Annotated in this window: 13 protein-coding genes and 1 tRNA gene; 8 read left to right on the top strand and 6 right to left on the bottom strand. The window is 42.3% G+C overall.

The annotated features are described in order from the left end of the window. Positions 1 to 1,341, top strand: a complete 1,341-nt coding sequence (locus tag ABMY45_RS12440; RefSeq protein ID WP_010605975.1) for a peptidoglycan DD-metalloendopeptidase family protein — start codon at positions 1 to 3, stop codon at positions 1,339 to 1,341. A gap of 60 nt (positions 1,342 to 1,401) precedes the next feature. Here the strand turns inward: ABMY45_RS12440 and ABMY45_RS12445 are convergent, their stop codons facing one another. After that, positions 1,402 to 2,715: an amidohydrolase gene (locus ABMY45_RS12445; RefSeq protein ID WP_010605974.1), complete on the bottom strand. Its 1,314-nt coding sequence runs from the start codon at positions 2,713 to 2,715 to the stop codon at positions 1,402 to 1,404. 128 nt (positions 2,716 to 2,843) lie between these two features. On the opposite strand from ABMY45_RS12445, the gene ABMY45_RS12450 reads away from it, so the two are divergent. Beyond that, positions 2,844 to 4,055, top strand: a complete 1,212-nt coding sequence (locus ABMY45_RS12450) for an HD-GYP domain-containing protein (RefSeq protein ID WP_349288938.1) — start codon at positions 2,844 to 2,846, stop codon at positions 4,053 to 4,055. Here the strand turns inward: ABMY45_RS12450 and ABMY45_RS12455 are convergent. Then, complete coding sequence (locus tag ABMY45_RS12455; protein ID WP_349288939.1) at positions 4,052 to 5,035, bottom strand: general secretion pathway protein GspB; 984 nt, start codon at positions 5,033 to 5,035, stop codon at positions 4,052 to 4,054. The two genes, ABMY45_RS12450 and ABMY45_RS12455, sit on opposite strands and share 4 nt — an antisense overlap. 8 nt (positions 5,036 to 5,043) lie before the next feature. After that, entirely contained in the window at positions 5,044 to 5,958 is a 915-nt protein-coding gene (locus ABMY45_RS12460; RefSeq protein WP_010605971.1) for an AAA family ATPase, read from the bottom strand. A 90-nt stretch (positions 5,959 to 6,048) separates the two neighbouring features. Between ABMY45_RS12460 and ABMY45_RS12465 the strand changes: the two genes are divergently transcribed. The 3 genes from ABMY45_RS12465 to ABMY45_RS12475 all read left to right on the top strand — a co-directional run bounded on the left by ABMY45_RS12465 (position 6,049) and on the right by ABMY45_RS12475 (position 13,444). Next, a complete protein-coding gene (locus tag ABMY45_RS12465; protein ID WP_349288940.1) occupies positions 6,049 to 7,149 on the top strand; it encodes a tRNA nucleotidyltransferase in 1,101 nt (366 codons plus the stop codon). Positions 7,150 to 7,612: 463 nt separating this feature from the next. Further along, on the top strand, positions 7,613 to 10,576 hold the full coding sequence (locus tag ABMY45_RS12470) for a TonB-dependent receptor (RefSeq protein WP_010605969.1): 2,964 nt from the start codon (positions 7,613 to 7,615) through the stop codon (positions 10,574 to 10,576). Between the two features lie 186 nt (positions 10,577 to 10,762). After that, a complete protein-coding gene (locus ABMY45_RS12475) occupies positions 10,763 to 13,444 on the top strand; it encodes an ATP-binding protein (RefSeq protein WP_174169758.1) in 2,682 nt (893 codons plus the stop codon). Here ABMY45_RS12475 and rimI read toward each other — a convergent pair. From rimI to ABMY45_RS12490, 3 genes are all read right to left on the bottom strand, one after another. Continuing rightward, positions 13,436 to 13,882 carry a ribosomal protein S18-alanine N-acetyltransferase gene (gene rimI / locus ABMY45_RS12480; protein ID WP_010605967.1) on the bottom strand — a complete coding sequence of 149 codons (447 nt, stop codon included), beginning with the start codon at positions 13,880 to 13,882 and terminating at the stop codon, positions 13,436 to 13,438. The two genes, ABMY45_RS12475 and rimI, sit on opposite strands and share 9 nt — an antisense overlap. Next, positions 13,872 to 14,168, bottom strand: a complete 297-nt coding sequence (locus ABMY45_RS12485) for a hypothetical protein (RefSeq protein WP_102057456.1) — start codon at positions 14,166 to 14,168, stop codon at positions 13,872 to 13,874. The genes rimI and ABMY45_RS12485 overlap by 11 nt, the downstream gene beginning before the upstream one ends. Positions 14,169 to 14,232: 64 nt before the next feature. After that, positions 14,233 to 14,309, bottom strand: a tRNA-Trp gene (locus tag ABMY45_RS12490). Between the two features lie 1,118 nt (positions 14,310 to 15,427). Between ABMY45_RS12490 and ABMY45_RS12495 the strand changes: the two genes are divergently transcribed. The 3 genes from ABMY45_RS12495 to ABMY45_RS12505 form a co-directional block, all read left to right on the top strand. Next, positions 15,428 to 15,634 carry a phage integrase N-terminal SAM-like domain-containing protein gene (locus ABMY45_RS12495; RefSeq protein WP_349288941.1) on the top strand — a complete coding sequence of 69 codons (207 nt, stop codon included), beginning with the start codon at positions 15,428 to 15,430 and terminating at the stop codon, positions 15,632 to 15,634. Positions 15,635 to 15,648: 14 nt separating this feature from the next. Beyond that, a complete protein-coding gene (locus tag ABMY45_RS12500; RefSeq protein WP_340071988.1) occupies positions 15,649 to 16,260 on the top strand; it encodes a tyrosine-type recombinase/integrase in 612 nt (203 codons plus the stop codon). Continuing rightward, positions 16,257 to 16,813 (top strand): transposase zinc-binding domain-containing protein (locus ABMY45_RS12505; RefSeq protein WP_349288942.1); only part of this gene is annotated, 557 nt, incomplete at its 3' end. The genes ABMY45_RS12500 and ABMY45_RS12505, both read left to right, overlap by 4 nt.

Consider the following 16,813-nt stretch of genomic DNA (forward strand, 5'->3'; position numbering starts at 1 on the left):
ATGGTTCATGTGGTTCATAAGCTCCCCAAAAAGCACAAAGTGCTCATCATCGGCTTCCTATCTGCGATGGTCGGAATTGCCCTGATCCCCTCTGAAAAAGCAACGGCTTCAAAAGACAATGACGGAAAAGCTTTAGAAGTTGGGAAACGTTACGAGTTGCCAGTAAAAATATCAGAAAAAACAGAGCAACTTACTGAATTAGATGCAGCGCCAGTCATCACGCCTGAGTCTGCCCCTAAACAACCTGTATTTGAATTTAAAGACCACGAAGTGAAGTCTGGCGACAGCCTAGCCGTGATTTTTAAACGCGCAGGTTATTCTGCCAAAACGTTACACAATCTGGTCAATACCAACGCAGAAACCCGCAAGCTGACTAAAATCCACCCGGGAGAAGTGCTTAGCTTTGCTAGCAATGATGGTGGTGAATTAGCTCAATTAAAATACATCTTGTCAAAAACGGATACCTTATTGGTCACCCTAAACGACGAGGGTAATTACGAAACCAAAATCGAAAGCAAGGAAATCGAAAGTCGCGAAAAATCGGCAGGTGGCAAGATCAATTCCAGCTTCTGGAGCGCTGGTATTTCAGCGGGTCTTAGCGAACGCCAAATAATGAACTTCGCCGATATTTTTGGTTGGGATGTCGACTTTGCAAACGATATTCGTAAGGGTGACTCTTTCGCTTTAGTGTTTGAAAAGCACTATGTAGACGGTGAAGAAATCGGTAATGGTAAAATTATTGCCGCAGAATTTATCAATCAGGGCGAGCGTTACAGTGCGGTTCGTCATACTGATGACGAGTTCTATACCCCTGAAGGCCGTAGCATGAAAAAAGCCTTCTTAAGAGCACCAGTTAACTTCAAATATATCAGCTCCAGCTTCAATCCGCGTCGCCTTCACCCTGTGACTGGCCGAGTATCGTCTCACAATGGTATAGACTATGCGGCACGCGTAGGCACGCCGGTGGTTTCCTCTGGTAATGGTAAAGTACTAAAGTCTGGTTACAATAAACTCAATGGTAATTATGTGTTTATTCAGCACGGCAGTAAGTATGTGACTAAGTACTTACATTTGAATAAGCGTGCTGTTAAGACAGGTCAAAAAGTGAAGCAAGGGCAGAAAATTGGTACTGTCGGTGCAACCGGCCGCGTGACAGGTCCTCATCTTCACTATGAGTTTTTGGTGAACGGCGTACACCGAAATCCTAAAACGGTAAAACTGCCAAAGTCTGAACCATTACCTCAGTCTGAGCTCGCTAAGTTCAAACCCATTGCAGATGCGATGCTGGTAAAACTAGAGCGCAATAGAGAGTTAATGCTTGCAGCAGCAAACAAAGACTAAAAACTAAAAGGTAGCCAAGGCTACCTTTTTACTATGCTAGATAAAAATGCTAGATAAAGCTTATTTTTGATTAAACAAAGCAAGTGCACTATTAGTCATCGCTCTAACTCCAGTTGCGATGGCGATAGGGTAATCTGGCGCAAAGTGACTAGAATGCAATGAAGGTAAAGGCTCTCCGCTTTTTTGTGCCGCATCGAATACCGCTTGATTAACACCACCTAGCCAAAAAATTGTAATTGGTACATTGTCGTCAGTACGGCCATATAAACCGAAATCTTCACCAGCCATCACCGGCTGAGATTGCTCAACATTTTCTGCACCAATTTCCTGCTTAATAGCGCTAGTTACAAACTTAGCCAACTCCGGATTATTATACGTAGATGGAATGCTTTCGCTTTCATGAACGATAACCTCAGGCACAAGACTGTCCTCCAATCCTGCACTTTTTGCTATGCCTGCAGTCAGGCGTTTTATCGCCGCAATTTGTTGCTCACGCACATCCGGATTATAAGAGCGTAGCGTCAGTTGAAGCTTCACTTCGTTTGAAATGATATTGTGCTTAGAACCACCGTGAATAGAGCCTACAGTGATCACCGACGGCTCTAACGGAGAGATCTCTCGTGATGTAATGGTCTGTAGTCCTAGTACAATTCGAGATGCTAGTACCACAGGGTCGATGGTAGTATGTGGATAGGCTCCATGCCCCCCTTTACCCTTGACAATGATGTCAACTGAGTCAACATTCGCCAATGCATAACCCGGTGCGATCGCCACTTTACCGGCAGGAACCGCAGCACTTACATGCAAACCAAGCACATGATCGGGTTTAGCAAACTGAGTATACAACCCTTCCTTCAACATCGCTTTTGCGCCGCCACCCACTTCTTCAGCGGGTTGAGCAACTAACATCAATGTACCTTGCCACTTTTCCTTGTTAGCCATTAGCTGTTTTGCCGTGCCGATTAAACTGGTCATATGGATGTCGTGACCACAACCGTGCATCACACCAACCAAATTCCCCGCATCATCTTTCACTTTAACTTTTGACGCGTACGACTTCCCTGTTTCTTCAATAATTGGCAAACCATCGGTATCGGCTCGGATCATCACCGTTGGACCATCACCATTTTTCAGCATGCCAACAACACCAAAGCCACCCACATTTTCAGTCACGTCATAACCAAATCTGCGCATTTCATCCGCCAAACGCCCTGCTGTTTTTTCTTCTTTATAAGAGAGCTCAGGGTTTTGATGTAAATGTAGGTACAAAGACTCAAGTTCAGGCATAGACTCTGCAACTTGTTGTTTCAAATTGGCATTCGCATGCCAAGACAACGTGGCAATGAGGCCTAATACCAAGGGAGATAAGCGCATAAGATAGACTCCTTTTTGTTTCTTTCAGGATGCGGGTTTATTGGGGGAAAATCAATCATATTTATATTTTAATCCTTTCTATTTTACCAAGTTTTGCTACGCTTAAAGACACAACTTAAGGAACCTTCATGCCAGAGATTAACATTAATATCAGTGATTTAGAGCCAGGTATGTTTGTTGTCGGTGTGACAAAGCAGACAGGCTCAGTTGCGATTAAAACCAAAGGCTGGGTGAGAACGAAAACAAGCATTACAAAACTACAAAAGAGTGGTGTTTTAGAGGTAACGGTCGATCCCAGTAAGCGCCTTTCAGAACACGACCCTCACGACGAACCACCTCATGATGAAAATATAGAAGAGCCGCATAAACCAGAGCATGATCCATGGCAGAGCAAGTGTAGTGTTGATGCAGAAATGCAACACGCAGTGACACTTTACGACGAAGCAAAAGCAATTCAAAGCAAAGCGTTTGCGGATATTAAAGCGGGTAAAGCGATAGAAATAGAGGCTTTTAAAGCAACAGCAAGCGGCTTTATTGACTCCGTATTTCGCAATCAAGATGCACTATCCTGTATCGCGCGGATCAGAGAAAAAGACGCCTATCTATTGGAGCACTCTATTAATGTTTCTATCTTAATGGCTATTTTCTGTAAGCACCTAGGCTATTCGAGAGAGTTAACCGAGGAGATGACCACAGGCGCGCTACTCCACGACATTGGTAAGATAGAAATTCCCGACGATATTTTACATAAGCCTGGAAAATTGAGCTTAGATGAATACGGCATTATGAAATCACACGCTAAATACAGCTTTGATATTTTGCTCAATGCAGGTCTTGGACGAGTTGCTTGTGAAATTGCGGGCTATCACCACGAGCGCCTAGATGGTACAGGGTATCCTTATGGCAAAACCGCGGACGAACTACCACAGCATGTCAGAATGGCCGCTATTGTAGATGTTTATGACGCATTGACCGCCGAGCGCGTCTACAAAGAAGGTATGACACCAATTAAAGCCTTTAAGTTAATGCGTGAAGGCTGCCCTCACCATTTTGACGAACAACTACTAAGCCAGTTTATTGCTTGCATTGGCGTATACCCTGTGGGCACCTTAGTAAAACTCACTAGTGGTAAGGTCGGTGTTATTGCCCAAAGCAATCCCAAAACGCCGCTAAAACCCGTTGTTAAAGTGTTTTATCACGCTAAGCACATGCATTACATTGAAGTTCAGGATATCGATTTAAGCGCGAAAAAAGCAAACGATGAGCTAGAGTCAGCGATCAAGCCCGAAGAATTCAAGCTTGATCTTATTCGGTTTTTTAAACATTCAATGCTGCCTTAATATGAAGGCAGCCAGTCCTCCATTGCCTCAAGGCTGAATTCAATCCCGTCAAAATCAAAACGTGTTTGCTCTGGTGTAATTTCTACAACGGTCAAAGCCCCTAGACTATCACCCTCATATAAAGGTCTATTGTTTATTTTTATCCACCGCTCATGGGAGTCGGTAGCATAAATATGTGCTTGATAGCGCAAGCTTGGAATACTATTTTGCAATTGGGCAGGCAGCAGCGCGATGGGCGTAGCTGAAGCAGACTCCTTAGTAGTAGCAAGCACCTCAGGCTCTTCATGCGGTGCTGTTTCTTTTACCGCCTCTGCAAAGGCTTTTTTAAGTTCTTCAGATACCCCGGCAAGTTCATCATCTTGTGGTTTTGGCTTAGCGCCAAATACGCGATAGCCCGCGTACTCCCCAGCCGTTTGGACTTCTCCTGGAGATAAGTCTTGAGTAACCTGATTAGGTTGAATGACATCCGATGTAGGGATTGACACGACAGGTACAGCTTTAACAGAATCTACCGGTACCAATTGTTGTTGATATAAAGGCTTGCCTTGGTTATCAACGCCAATTTGCACAGACACCCACTGGAAGTGCTGCTCAGGCTCAGCAGTTTGTGCCTCTAGATTAGAATTAACAGTGTTGTTTGTCGCTGAAGTTGTCGTTGGTGTACTCACTTCTTGACTAGCAACACTAGCCTTTTTCACCTGCTGATTATGCTCCACCGCAAGATCTGTAGAAAGCTCAGCTTGCTCTTCTTTTTTCGCCTCCACTTTAGTCGTTACTGCTGGTTGCACTTCTACTGGGGTCGTTATCTTACCGATATAATACCCCACCCCAAGTGAAGACAAAGACAAGAGACCCGCACCGGCATAGGTAACGAGCTTTTTATAGAAAATGAGTTGGGCGTCTTGGCGTTGACTCAAATAATCCTGTTCGGCATCTGCACCTTGCTGTGACTGTTTCATAGCTCTTGTTAAATACGACATGTTTCCCTCTACACCAATTTTGCCAAACCAAAGCCCACAACAAATAACATACCAAGCCAAACCGAAAAAAATAATGGCACGCGACTCTTTTCTTGGCTTGCAACTGGCACTAAATTAGTGGGTAGCGCCTCCTTTGCTGCTTGAACAGCGATTGCTTTCGTTACCTGAGTTTGCGATGCCGAGTATGCCCCTAATAAACACCTGTCGGCCAACAAATTTATTAATCTTGGGATCCCTGCTGTCACTTGATGTACATAGGCTACCGCATCATGGTGGAACAAAGCTTGCTGACAGCCGGCTTTTTGCAGACGATGCTGTATATAAGCAAACACTTGCGATTCGCTAAGTGGCAGTAAGTGATAACGCGCCGTGATCCTTTGTGCTAATTGCCGCAGCTCGTTGCGCTGCAACAAATGCTGTAGCTCTGGTTGACCCACTAATACTATTTGTAGCAATTTTTTATGATCTGTTTCAAGGTTAGTCAGCAGCCTAAGCTGTTCAAGTACCTCCGGTGCTAAATGCTGAGCTTCATCAATGATCAACATTGTATGACCACCACTATGATGGTTCTCTAACAATCTATGCTTAATCACATCGGTAAGCGATTTTAACGTGGCGTTGTTGCTGTCATAGTCAATTTCCAGCTCATCACAAATCGTCGCAAGCAGTTCAAGCTCCGATAGCGATGGGTTAAGTATAAAAGCAACCTTCGTTGATTCAGGCAACTGAGCCAGCATACTCCGTGTAACTGTGGTTTTCCCCGTACCAACCTCACCAGTCAGTAGTACAAAGCCACCCGCGTCACCCAACCCATAGGTTAAATGTGCAAGTGCTTCCTTGTGACGTTCGCTAAGGAATAAGAATTCAGGATTTGGTGCAATCGAGAAGGGTTTTTCAGTTAACCCAAAATAGCGTAAATACACGACTTGTCTCTTTATTGTTATGATGCGCTCTATAATGGCAAAATCCGGTTCAAGATAAAACCTTGAATCGCATAAAATGGAATATAGCAAATGAAAATCTATCTCGTCGGCGGTGCAGTTAGAGATGAACTGCTAGAGCGCCCAATAAAAGAAAAAGATTATGTGGTCGTTGGCAGCACACCAGAGCAAATGAGTGAGCTGGGCTATCAGCAAGTTGGCAGCGACTTCCCTGTATTCTTGCACCCCATCACAAAAGACGAACACGCTCTTGCGCGCACCGAGCGTAAAAGTGGTCAAGGATACACTGGGTTTATTTGTGATTTTGGCCCAGAAATAAGCTTGGAAGAAGATTTACTTCGCCGAGATCTTACCGTTAATGCAATTGCTAAAGATGATGATGGTTCGCTTATTGACCCCTATGGCGGTCAAAAAGATTTAGAAAACCGAATATTACGCCATGTCAGCAGCGCTTTTAGTGAAGATCCACTTAGAGTGCTGCGAGTAGCGCGTTTTGCAGCTCGCTATAAAGAATACAACTTCACCATTGCAACTGAAACTTGGCACCTTATGCAAACCATGGTCGCTAACGATGAATTAAAAACCTTAACCAAAGAGCGTATTTGGCTAGAAATAGAAAAAACAATACAAGATAACGGATTAGGACACTTTCTAAATACGATCTCAGCGTTAGGTGCACGTGAATTTGTTTCTCCATACATCCCAGAGTGGGATCAAGCAGCATATGGAAAATTTCAAAGTGCACTCTCTAGACTTGAAAAGAATGATGAGTTGGATGGATTAGCACAATTCAGCCTTGCCTGTTACTTTTCGGGTACTTGCTTGATTCAGTTAGAGCAAGCAAAACGATTTAAAGTGCCTAATATTTACTTAGAAAGCAGCAAAGAGCTTATCGCAAATCTCGATTTATTGAGCAAAGAAAGTAAAACCCCTGATGAATGGCTTATTATCTTACAAAATATAGACGCATGGCGCAGACCTGAGAAACTAGAGCGCTTTTGTTATATTTGTAGCAAGGTAAGTGATAATTTACGTGCTCTTTGTGACAAACTTACACAGAACTTTTTAGCAACTCGCAACATCGATGTACAAGAGATCATTGCAGACGGCTACCAAGGAAAGGCTATTCAAGAGCAGCTCAAACTCAGACGCTTAAAAGCTATGCAAAATTAGCTATTTTCCATAAAGAGATAGGTTGATTTTCGGCCTATCTAAAAAAGTTCCCTGTCGAATTCCCCTCAAAACATCAAGTGCTCACTTTTAGCACAGCAAAACCCACATAAAAATTACAATTCCAGCTACAAAAAAGCTTAAATTTCAAACTGAAACTTATATCATTTCTATCAAATTTAAATTTATTGTTCTCAAAACAATAACAGCATTTGTAAACACTTACTAACCGTAAATAAAAGATGACACAAAGAGCCACTGTAACCAACTGATTACAATAAAGAAAACCAAATAAGGAACAACAAAATCACACATTACACCTTTTTTAAACATCATACACATTTAGACAAAACCTATATTTAACAATTGTTTATGGTAAAAACGCAGCACCTATATTGCGATATGTCGCCTTCCAAAGTATGGAAAGGGTCGGCCATCGTTATAAACAAAGTAAATAAGGGTCAAAATGTTGAAGAAGTTAAATCTAGTTACCGCTGGAATCCAAGTTGCTTTAGTCGCTGGTGCCGTAAGCAGTTCAGTAGCTGTTGCAAACGAACAAACAGAAGCTAAATCAGTAGAGCGTATTCAAGTTACCGGTTCACGAATCAAACGTGTGAACCTAACTTCACCTACACCAGTTACTGTAATTGGTGGTGTAGAGCTTGAAAACCAAGGCATCACCAACGTAAATGACCTTTTAGCTGAAATGCCTCAAGCTAGTGTTGGCCTATCTCCTGAAAATACCACCAGCTACATCTATGCATCAGGTTTAAATACTACTGATCTGCGTGGTTTAGGCTCAGAACGTACACTGGTATTAGTTAATGGCCGTCGCTTTGTACCAGGATCTGTTGGTGACACTGCGGTAGATTTAAACAACATCCCTACTTCTATTATTGAGCGTGTAGAAATCGCAACAGGCGGCGCAGCAGCAGTCTATGGTGCGGACGCTGTCGCTGGTGTTGTAAACATCATTACCAAGAAGTCATTTGATGGCGTAGAAGTTGATATCTCCACCGTGAAGCCTGAACAAAGTGGCGGTGAAGATTACTCTTTCTCAATTACTGGCGGACAAGAGCTAGACAAGCTTTCATTCATTACCTCGTTGAATTATACGAAAAACGAAAGCTACGCAAAGCTTGACCGCGATTTCTACAGAAATTCAATGCGATCGATAGCCAACCCTTCTGACACAGGAAGCAAAGATGGCATTCCTGGGAATATCGTACTAAACGGTCAAACGGCCCTCGCTAGATATTCTGAAAAAGGTGATTTCTTTGCTATCGCTCCGGGTGCAGATAAAACTCGTGATGTATATTTAAATAACCACTTTGCATTTCAAGAAGATGGTTCATTACAACCATTTAACTATGGGTTAGGTTTGATCCCAGATCCAAATTCAGCTATTTCAGACTTAGCTGCTGGCCGCTACTTCCACGATGAATACAACAAAGGTGATGGTGTATTTACTCAAGGATCAAAAAGTTATTTTAGAACACCTCTAGAGCGAGTAATCGCTTCTGCGTACGGTACTTACGAACTGAATGATGAGCATGCTCTGACATTTGACGCAACTTGGTCAAAAACAGACTCGACAACTGAAAGTGGTCCAACATTCTTCGCCTATAAGATCTATCGTGATAATGCCTTTGTGAGCGATGAAATGGGCAATATCATGGATAGCGTAGAATACAAAGATAAAGATGGTAATTTAGTCAAAGGTATTGATAGCGTAACTTTATATCAAGCGAACTCAAACCTTTGGGGTGACCGTAACTACGAACAAGAGCGTGAAGTCTTCCGTTCATCTATTGGTGCCGAAGGGATTATCAATGATGATTGGAGTTACAGTGCCTATTTCCAATTTGGCCGCGTGGAGCAAGATACAACTTGGACAGGTGAAGTTCTTGAACAAAACTTACTAAACGCAGTTAACTCAGCCGTTATCGATGGTCAAACTGTATGTGTAGACCGTGATAGTAAAGGTAAGATCATTGGCCAAATCGCAGGCTGTGTACCATTTAATCCTATGGGTGCAACATCAGCAACTGCGGAGCAAATGGGTTATATTTCGACTGTAGCGACCCGTTTTGCAAGACATGATCAAGCTGTTTTTGCAGCCACCGTCGATGGTATTCTATTTGAGCTTCCTGCTGGTTATGTGAGTGCTGCATTTACCGCCGAGCACCGTCGCGAAGTTGCTGAAAAAACACCATCTGAAAATATGGAAAAAGGCTTAATCTTCGGTAATTCTAGCTTACCAATGCATGGTGAAATTGAAGTTGACGAGCTTTCAATGGAGCTATCTGTACCATTACTCGTGGACGAATTTCTTGCATTAGACTTAACATTTGAAGGTGCATATCGTTATATGGATTATTCAGTGACTGGTGGAGATGATGCTTGGAAGCTAGCACTTAATTGGGGTATAACTGAAGAGTTAAGACTACGCGTTAACCGTTCAAAATCAGTCAGAGCACCGAGCTTAGGTGATCTATTTGCACCGTCATCAACACAATACAGCTCTGGCCGTGCTGACATCTGTCGTGCTGACAGCATTAAAAAGCTAAGTGACGATTACAAGTACAAACAAAACATTATTAGAAACTGCCAAGCTGACGGCTTACCAGAGGGCTGGATGCCTTCTTCAGAATGGCTTGCGGGCGGCAGTCTTGAAGGTTCAATCGTTGGTAACACCGAACTTAAGAACGAAGTGTCTAATGACTTAACTGTAGGTCTTATCTATACACCTGAATTTATCGAAGGTCTAGATTTTACTGTTGATTATTGGTCATTCGAAATTGACGGCGCAATTCAATACTTTGGTCGTGCAGACATAATCAAATACTGTTATGAAAGTGAATCAATTGACAACTTATTTTGTAAAAACTTAGTTCGCGGTGAAAATGGCGATATTGAACACTTCTATCAACGCCCAATTAACTCTGCACAAATAGTAAAGAAAGGTTACGATCTAGAGTCGGCATATCGATTTGATGCCATGAGTGGTGAGGTTGCTTTAAAATTAGCCGCGACTTACATTCAAAAAGACACTCAAAACTCAACAGGCCGTGCTGACGACTTACGTAGCTTTACTGGACTAACTGACGATTCACCACGCTGGAAAGGCCGTTTTACAGCGGTGTACTCGCAAGATGAATCAGTTTACGCGTTAACGGTTAATTACCGCCATAGTACGGTTGATGACAAAGATTGGACTATTGAAGCTAATAACTTCAACGAAGTTTCATCATATACAACTGTGGATTTCATGTATAAGTCATACGTGTTAGAGGATTTACAACTTCGTCTAGGTGTAAGTAACCTATTTGATAAAGAACCTCCTCGTACACCAGCAACATTCGACTCAGGCGAGTTCTATGATGTTAATGGTCGTAGATTCTCAGTAGGTATGAAGTATAACTTCTAATCTTCTTTAGAATTTGATTCAAAAAAAAGCCTCCTTTTGGAGGCTTTTTTACGTTATCCCCACCTTTTATCTTATTTTCGCCGCGATTGAGCAAACTTGAGTATTCACCTCCCCCAGCTTATGATTTAATACTCATGTTAATTTTTTTGTCATTAAGATTTCGTGTAGCAAGGCAGCTAGTTATCCATGAAAACAAGCAAGTTAAGTATTCGACTCCTTTGGTATATCACCCCGCTTGTGATATTACCCTTGCTGTTTCTTGGCGGATTTACGCTCACGAATGTAACTAGCTCAACGCAAAAACAAGCCAAGCTCATTGTTAGTCGTTTCGTTGAACAACAACAGCAAAAGATGTTCAATTATATTGAGATCTACCAGTCCACGACAAAACTGCTTTCAACCTCTCCCGTGCTCAGTGATTTTCTTAATTCGGCCAACCTTGAAAAGATGGAAAAAACCAAGCGTTTAGGTGCACTGATGGATGTATTTGCCAGTTATAGTGAAGCCTACCCTGATATCATTAGTATCAATCTTTTATCTCCCAATGGCAGAAGCTCCGCATTTTACTCTAGTAACTTAGGGGGAGCACCGAACCTTTATCCCTTTGCCAAACAAATCATGCAAAGTAACTTACGCCAACATCAATTTATGGTTGCCTCAAGTGCAGGTACGCAACTGTATTTTGTCCAGCAGATCTACAGTGTAGATTACGAACTTAAGCAGCCTAGACAACAAGGCTATATCGTCGTACAAGTTTCTCCCTCTCTCTTAAGTACTAGCATACTTGAAGCTCCGTATGATAATACGCTAAACCTCTTGGTGAGCATTGATGGTGAGGTATTATTCAGCTCAGATACAAATCTCATTGGCCACTATTTAAGCGCCAGTGAAATAGAAAAAATAGGCTATATTGCTGATCTTGGGCAATTAGACTCTACCGTTATTCATAGCATTGATAATGTAGAAAGGATGACCTACAGCGCGCAACTAAGTGGTGGTTACTTTTATATTTCGACAATTCCCAAATCACTACTCTATCGCTCAGGTAAAACTATTAGTCTGATCACAGCACTGATCGTTATCTTATCTGTGATTACACTACCGATCTTGATTTTTATCGTGGTTCGTAACCTGTTGTTAAATCCAATAGAGTTATTGGGCGAAGCGAGCCACCGGGTCGGAGATGGTGATCTAATGGTGGCGCTACCAGAGCATAATAGTGACGAAGTTGGCATTCTTTTCAGAGATTTCAACCATATGATCGGCCAAATTCGGACCTTTCAGCGAGAGCTTGAGGATTACAAAGAGCACTTGGAAGAGAAAGTTGAAGACAGAACCAAAGAATTAGAAGAAACTAATAGCAAGCTAGGAGTTGCTATTGTAGAAGCCGAGCAGGCAAACCAGCTTAAAAGTCGCTTTTTAGCTAACATGAGTCATGAGATACGTACCCCGCTTACCGCTATTATGGGGTTTACCGAGCAGCTTATACAGAATCCTAATTCACCTGCCTCAAAACAGCACCTAGACACAATTTTAAGAAACTCTAAACACCTTTTAGAACTTATCAATAATATTTTAGACCTCTCTAAAATTGAGGCTGAAAAACTAGATGTGGAGGAATCAGAGGTCTTGGTAATGCCACTCATCAATGATATTGAATCCATCATTGAGCCGATGACAAATGAAAAACTACTGAACTTTTCCACAGAATTTATTCTACCGTTGCCTGACAAGCTTTACACCGACATTACTCGCTTAAAACAAATCTTGCTTAACATCGCAACAAACGCGGTGAAATTTACTGAGTACGGTGGCGTTCATTTAAAGGTGGAGTTTAGACCGGAATCTGAAAAGTTTATTTTTAGTATCAAAGACACCGGAATTGGCATGTCGCAAAATGAGCTAGAGCGCGCATTTAAGCCTTTTGAGCAAGCTGATACAACAACAACTCGGCGCTTCGGTGGCACAGGACTAGGTCTTTGTATATCAAAGAATCTAGCACAACTGCTTGGCGGTGACGTAAATGTTCAAAGCCAACAAGGCGCAGGTAGTCTATTTTCTGTTGAAGTCTCGGGTAATTTCAAAGAGCGCTCTTACTCTTGGCTAAACGCACTTGAGCGACCAAGACAACCGGATAACAGTAAAACCCATATTGCAGCAGTAAAAGAGCTTGATGCCAAAGTGCTTGTTGCGGAAGACAATCCCGATAACCAAGAGCTTATTACGCTGCTACTGTCTAACTGGGGCATAGTTCCTGATATTGCTAATAACGGTGCTGAAGCGGTTGAAATGGCGCTGGTTGAAGACTATCAACTGATCTTAATGGATATGCAAATGCCAGTCATGGGTGGTGAAGAAGCAACGCAAATGCTCAGACATGCCGCCTATGATGGACCAATCATCGCACTTACCGCCAACGTAATGAAACACGACATAGACAACCATATTAAAGCAGGATGTGATGCCACTCTTGGCAAGCCGATAGATAAAGAATTGCTAGGTAAATTACTACTTGAGTACCTTGAACTTCAAAATGGCAAGTCCTCTTCATGGGATGCCTTGTTACAAACCGAAAAGTTCTTACAAATAAGCCGAAATTACGTTGAAAAGCTACCGTCACAGCTAGTTGAGCTGCAAAAGCTTTATGATACACAGGAATGGGAATCTTTAAGGGCACTAGCACATAGTATCAAAGGCAGCGCGGGTTGCTTTGGCTTTATGAATATTCATGAAGCCGCAGGGGAACTAGAAACCAGTTTGCAAAAAACACAAAACAGTAATCGCCATTACTATTTGCTTAAGCTCACTGAGGCTATGCGCTACACCCTATCGATAGACCAGCCCACGGATAATAGTCACTTAGGCTAATGGTAAGGCCATGAGCATTGCATCTTCACGACCATGAGTGCTCGGGTAGTAGTTTTTTCTCAAGCCCATTTCGACAAAATCATAGCGATGATATAACGCGATTGCTGAAGCGTTTGACGCTCTTACTTCAAGGAAGATATTTTCTGCCTGCAAGGTCTCTGCTTGCGCTAACAAATCTTCCATTAATGGCTTCGCGTAGCCCTTACCTTGGTAATTAGGACGAATACAAATATCCATCAAGGTTAAGTCTGGGCCCGCACGCTCTGCAACGTAGAAACCCACTAGCGTATTACCATCAACAATAGCTGTATTAAAGTAACGACCATGAAGGCAGGACTGCATGGTTTTCTCACTCCAAGGAAAAGCATGACAGGCTTGTTCTACTTGCATTATTTCATTAAGTGGAAATTGTAGTAAGCCACCTTGCTTAACTTGCATCTTGTTGACTCCAAATTAATTGCCACAACGCACGCTTTTGAGCCGTACTTAGTTGTGCACTCGGTAAACTCAATTGGTTATCCTGAAGTGCAATCGTGTTACCCGTGACAACCTCAATTTTTCTACCCATTACCAATTCAAAGTCCTGCAACAAAACAGTCGGTAAAGCTATTTGCTGAAGCTCATTCACATCAGTAGCAACAACTGCGTTGGGATCAAGATGTGCAAATGTAGAATTTAGCTTTAGCGGTACAATATCAAGAATATCTGCGTAAATCGGATTCATGGCTAAGCAGTTTAATTTTTTAAGGAAGTTTACTTTGAAAAAATGCGAAGTGCAAAATAAGAAGTGGCAGGGGCGGCAGGACTCGAACCCGCAACCATCGGTTTTGGAGACCGCTGTTCTACCAATTGGAACTACGCCCCTGCAATGTCGACGCATTATAAAGCGCTTTTTTGAAAGGTAAAGTGAAAAATCACTTTTTTGATTCAACTGCTTCTAAAACAAGCAAAATGGCGAATATTTATCTTATTCGCCTTTTTCTTAAGCGGATGCTAACTCATTTTAGAGCCATTATTCCCACTTGAAGATCAACAGAAGAAAATATATCTACATAGCAGCTAGTTAGAAAGCTAGCTGTTCTCGATACCATCACCTATACCATGCGCAGAACTTTTTTGATTTTTTACTGATCGTCGAGGCTTTAGTTCAGCTTTAACCTAGGCCGAAGATTCTTGTATATCACGACGAAGCTCTTGTATCTCTTCAACACTCAGCCGTCGCGGACCCGAGGCAATTCTATCCATCTTGTGCCTCCAACCGGTCACCATACACTTTAAGTGGTTCGTCAAAACGTGAGTTACCAGCAGAGAACTTAGAGGATATTTTTTGATTGTTTTTCATACACACCTTGAAAACCATCAATATTGCTCAAAGATCACACAGCGAGGAATAACCTCGTTAAATAAAAGGATCAAATCATGGGTTTGAAACCAGGGCCAAAACCAAAAGCCAAATCAACTGGCAAGCCAGATCAACGTCGACGTGACAACAAAAAAACTCCAGGAAACACTCCAGGCCTAAAGCCGAGTAAATCCTCGAGCAAGTAACTCTACCTCAATATCGGGTCAGTGTAAGCGGTACTGACTCTTGTTGCTAAAACCCAAAAACCCGCTTCTGCCCCAAAATGAGTTAACGTAAATGCTCTAAGGGCGGCATGGAGCGAAAAGCTGACGTTCATCCTTTCACCTAAACCACTATATATACATCCATGTCTATTGAATTTCTTCCATAGTCAGGAAAACGACCCTGTGAGTCGTTTTTGTCGTGTTCACATTTAGAGCAATGTAACGTAACTTCAATACTGGTAAATACTTCCTAAATTTGCTATCAATAGTCATGGGACAAAAACGAGACAGATTGCTGTAGAAAAATGACCCAATCGCTCGATATTAAAATGTTGAACTAAGCCGCTACGCGGAGATCCTACTCTCACCAACTGAGCCACACTTACCTTGGGGTTATCCCATAACTTGGAGGTAAGCATGAACCCACTCATAGAACAAGTCAAAACAGAAATAGCCTACCGAGGGTATTCGCAACGTACATGCAAAAGTTACTGTGAGCATCTACTTAAACTGAGTCACTATTTCAATAAACCACTCGATTCAATTACCGATGATGAACTGAATACCTTTTTAATGATCCGGCTATTCGTAAACTCTCTAGAGCAAGCCAAAAAGTACAAATAAATAGTATTTGGTTTTTGTTTAAACATATTTTACACCGACCGCTGAACCTAGATATCGCATTACCAAAAGCGAAGACTCGCGCACCAACCTATTTATCTCGAGACGATATTCGGCGGTTGATAGAAAACTGTACGGATATGCGATTAAAAACGTTAATTGTGGTTTGCTATGGTTGTGGCTTACGCATTGGTGAGCTTTTACATATTAAAGTGCAAGATATTGATGGAAAGCGAAAAACCATTTTGATTGAACAAGGTAAAGGAGATAAGTCACGCTATGTGGTGGCCTCCGATAGCGTACTTAACCAATTACGTAGTTACTGGAAAATGTATCACCCAACGGGTTGGATGTTTTATTCACGATGGTTAATGGATAAACCCATGTCAGCATCAAGCTTCAGGAGACCATTACGTGAACATGCACGACATTGCGGCTTAACTCACTGTAATCCACATGCACTACGCCATGCTTATGCAACACATCAACTTGAATCAGGCATGCCATTGCACCAACTTCAACATCAGCTTGGACACAGTGATATTAAAACCACGCAAAGCTACTTACATTGGTTACCCGAATTGGGGCATGGCGGTGTTGATTTACTCGCAAGTTGGGTTAAACCATGAGCACTTTACATCTCGCTGATATTTTAAATTCGAGCCTTGGGCATTATCGGCAACATCATATAATGAGCTATCAGCAGCTACGCGTCTGTCAGCATCTTCAATCATGCAGAACGGGTCAGCTCGGTTATCAAACATGGCAGTGCGATAACTGCGGTGAGTCACAGCAGATTGGGTGCAGCTGCCGAGACCGCCATTGTCCACGGTGTCAAGGAATGGCAACGGCAAGGTGGATACAAAAGCAGCAAGAGAACTTATTGCCATGCCGCTATTTCCACCTTGTCTTTACGCTTCCTCATGAACTTAATGCCATTGCTCACTATAACCCAAGTGTCTTATACCAGTGTTTATTCAAAGCAGCATGGCAAACCTTGAGTAAATTTGCTAACCGAAAAGGGCATGGCCAATTAGGAATGACTAGCGTCTTGCATACTTGGGGGCAAAATTTAAGTCAGCATATTCATTTACACTGTTTAATCCCAGCAGGTACGCTCGATAAGACTCAATGGAATGAGATAGAAAAAGGCTATTTATATCCCGTTAAAGCGTTATCAAC

Source organism: Pseudoalteromonas sp. XMcav11-Q (genome assembly GCF_040104525.1).
Lineage (GTDB): Bacteria > Pseudomonadota > Gammaproteobacteria > Enterobacterales > Alteromonadaceae > Pseudoalteromonas.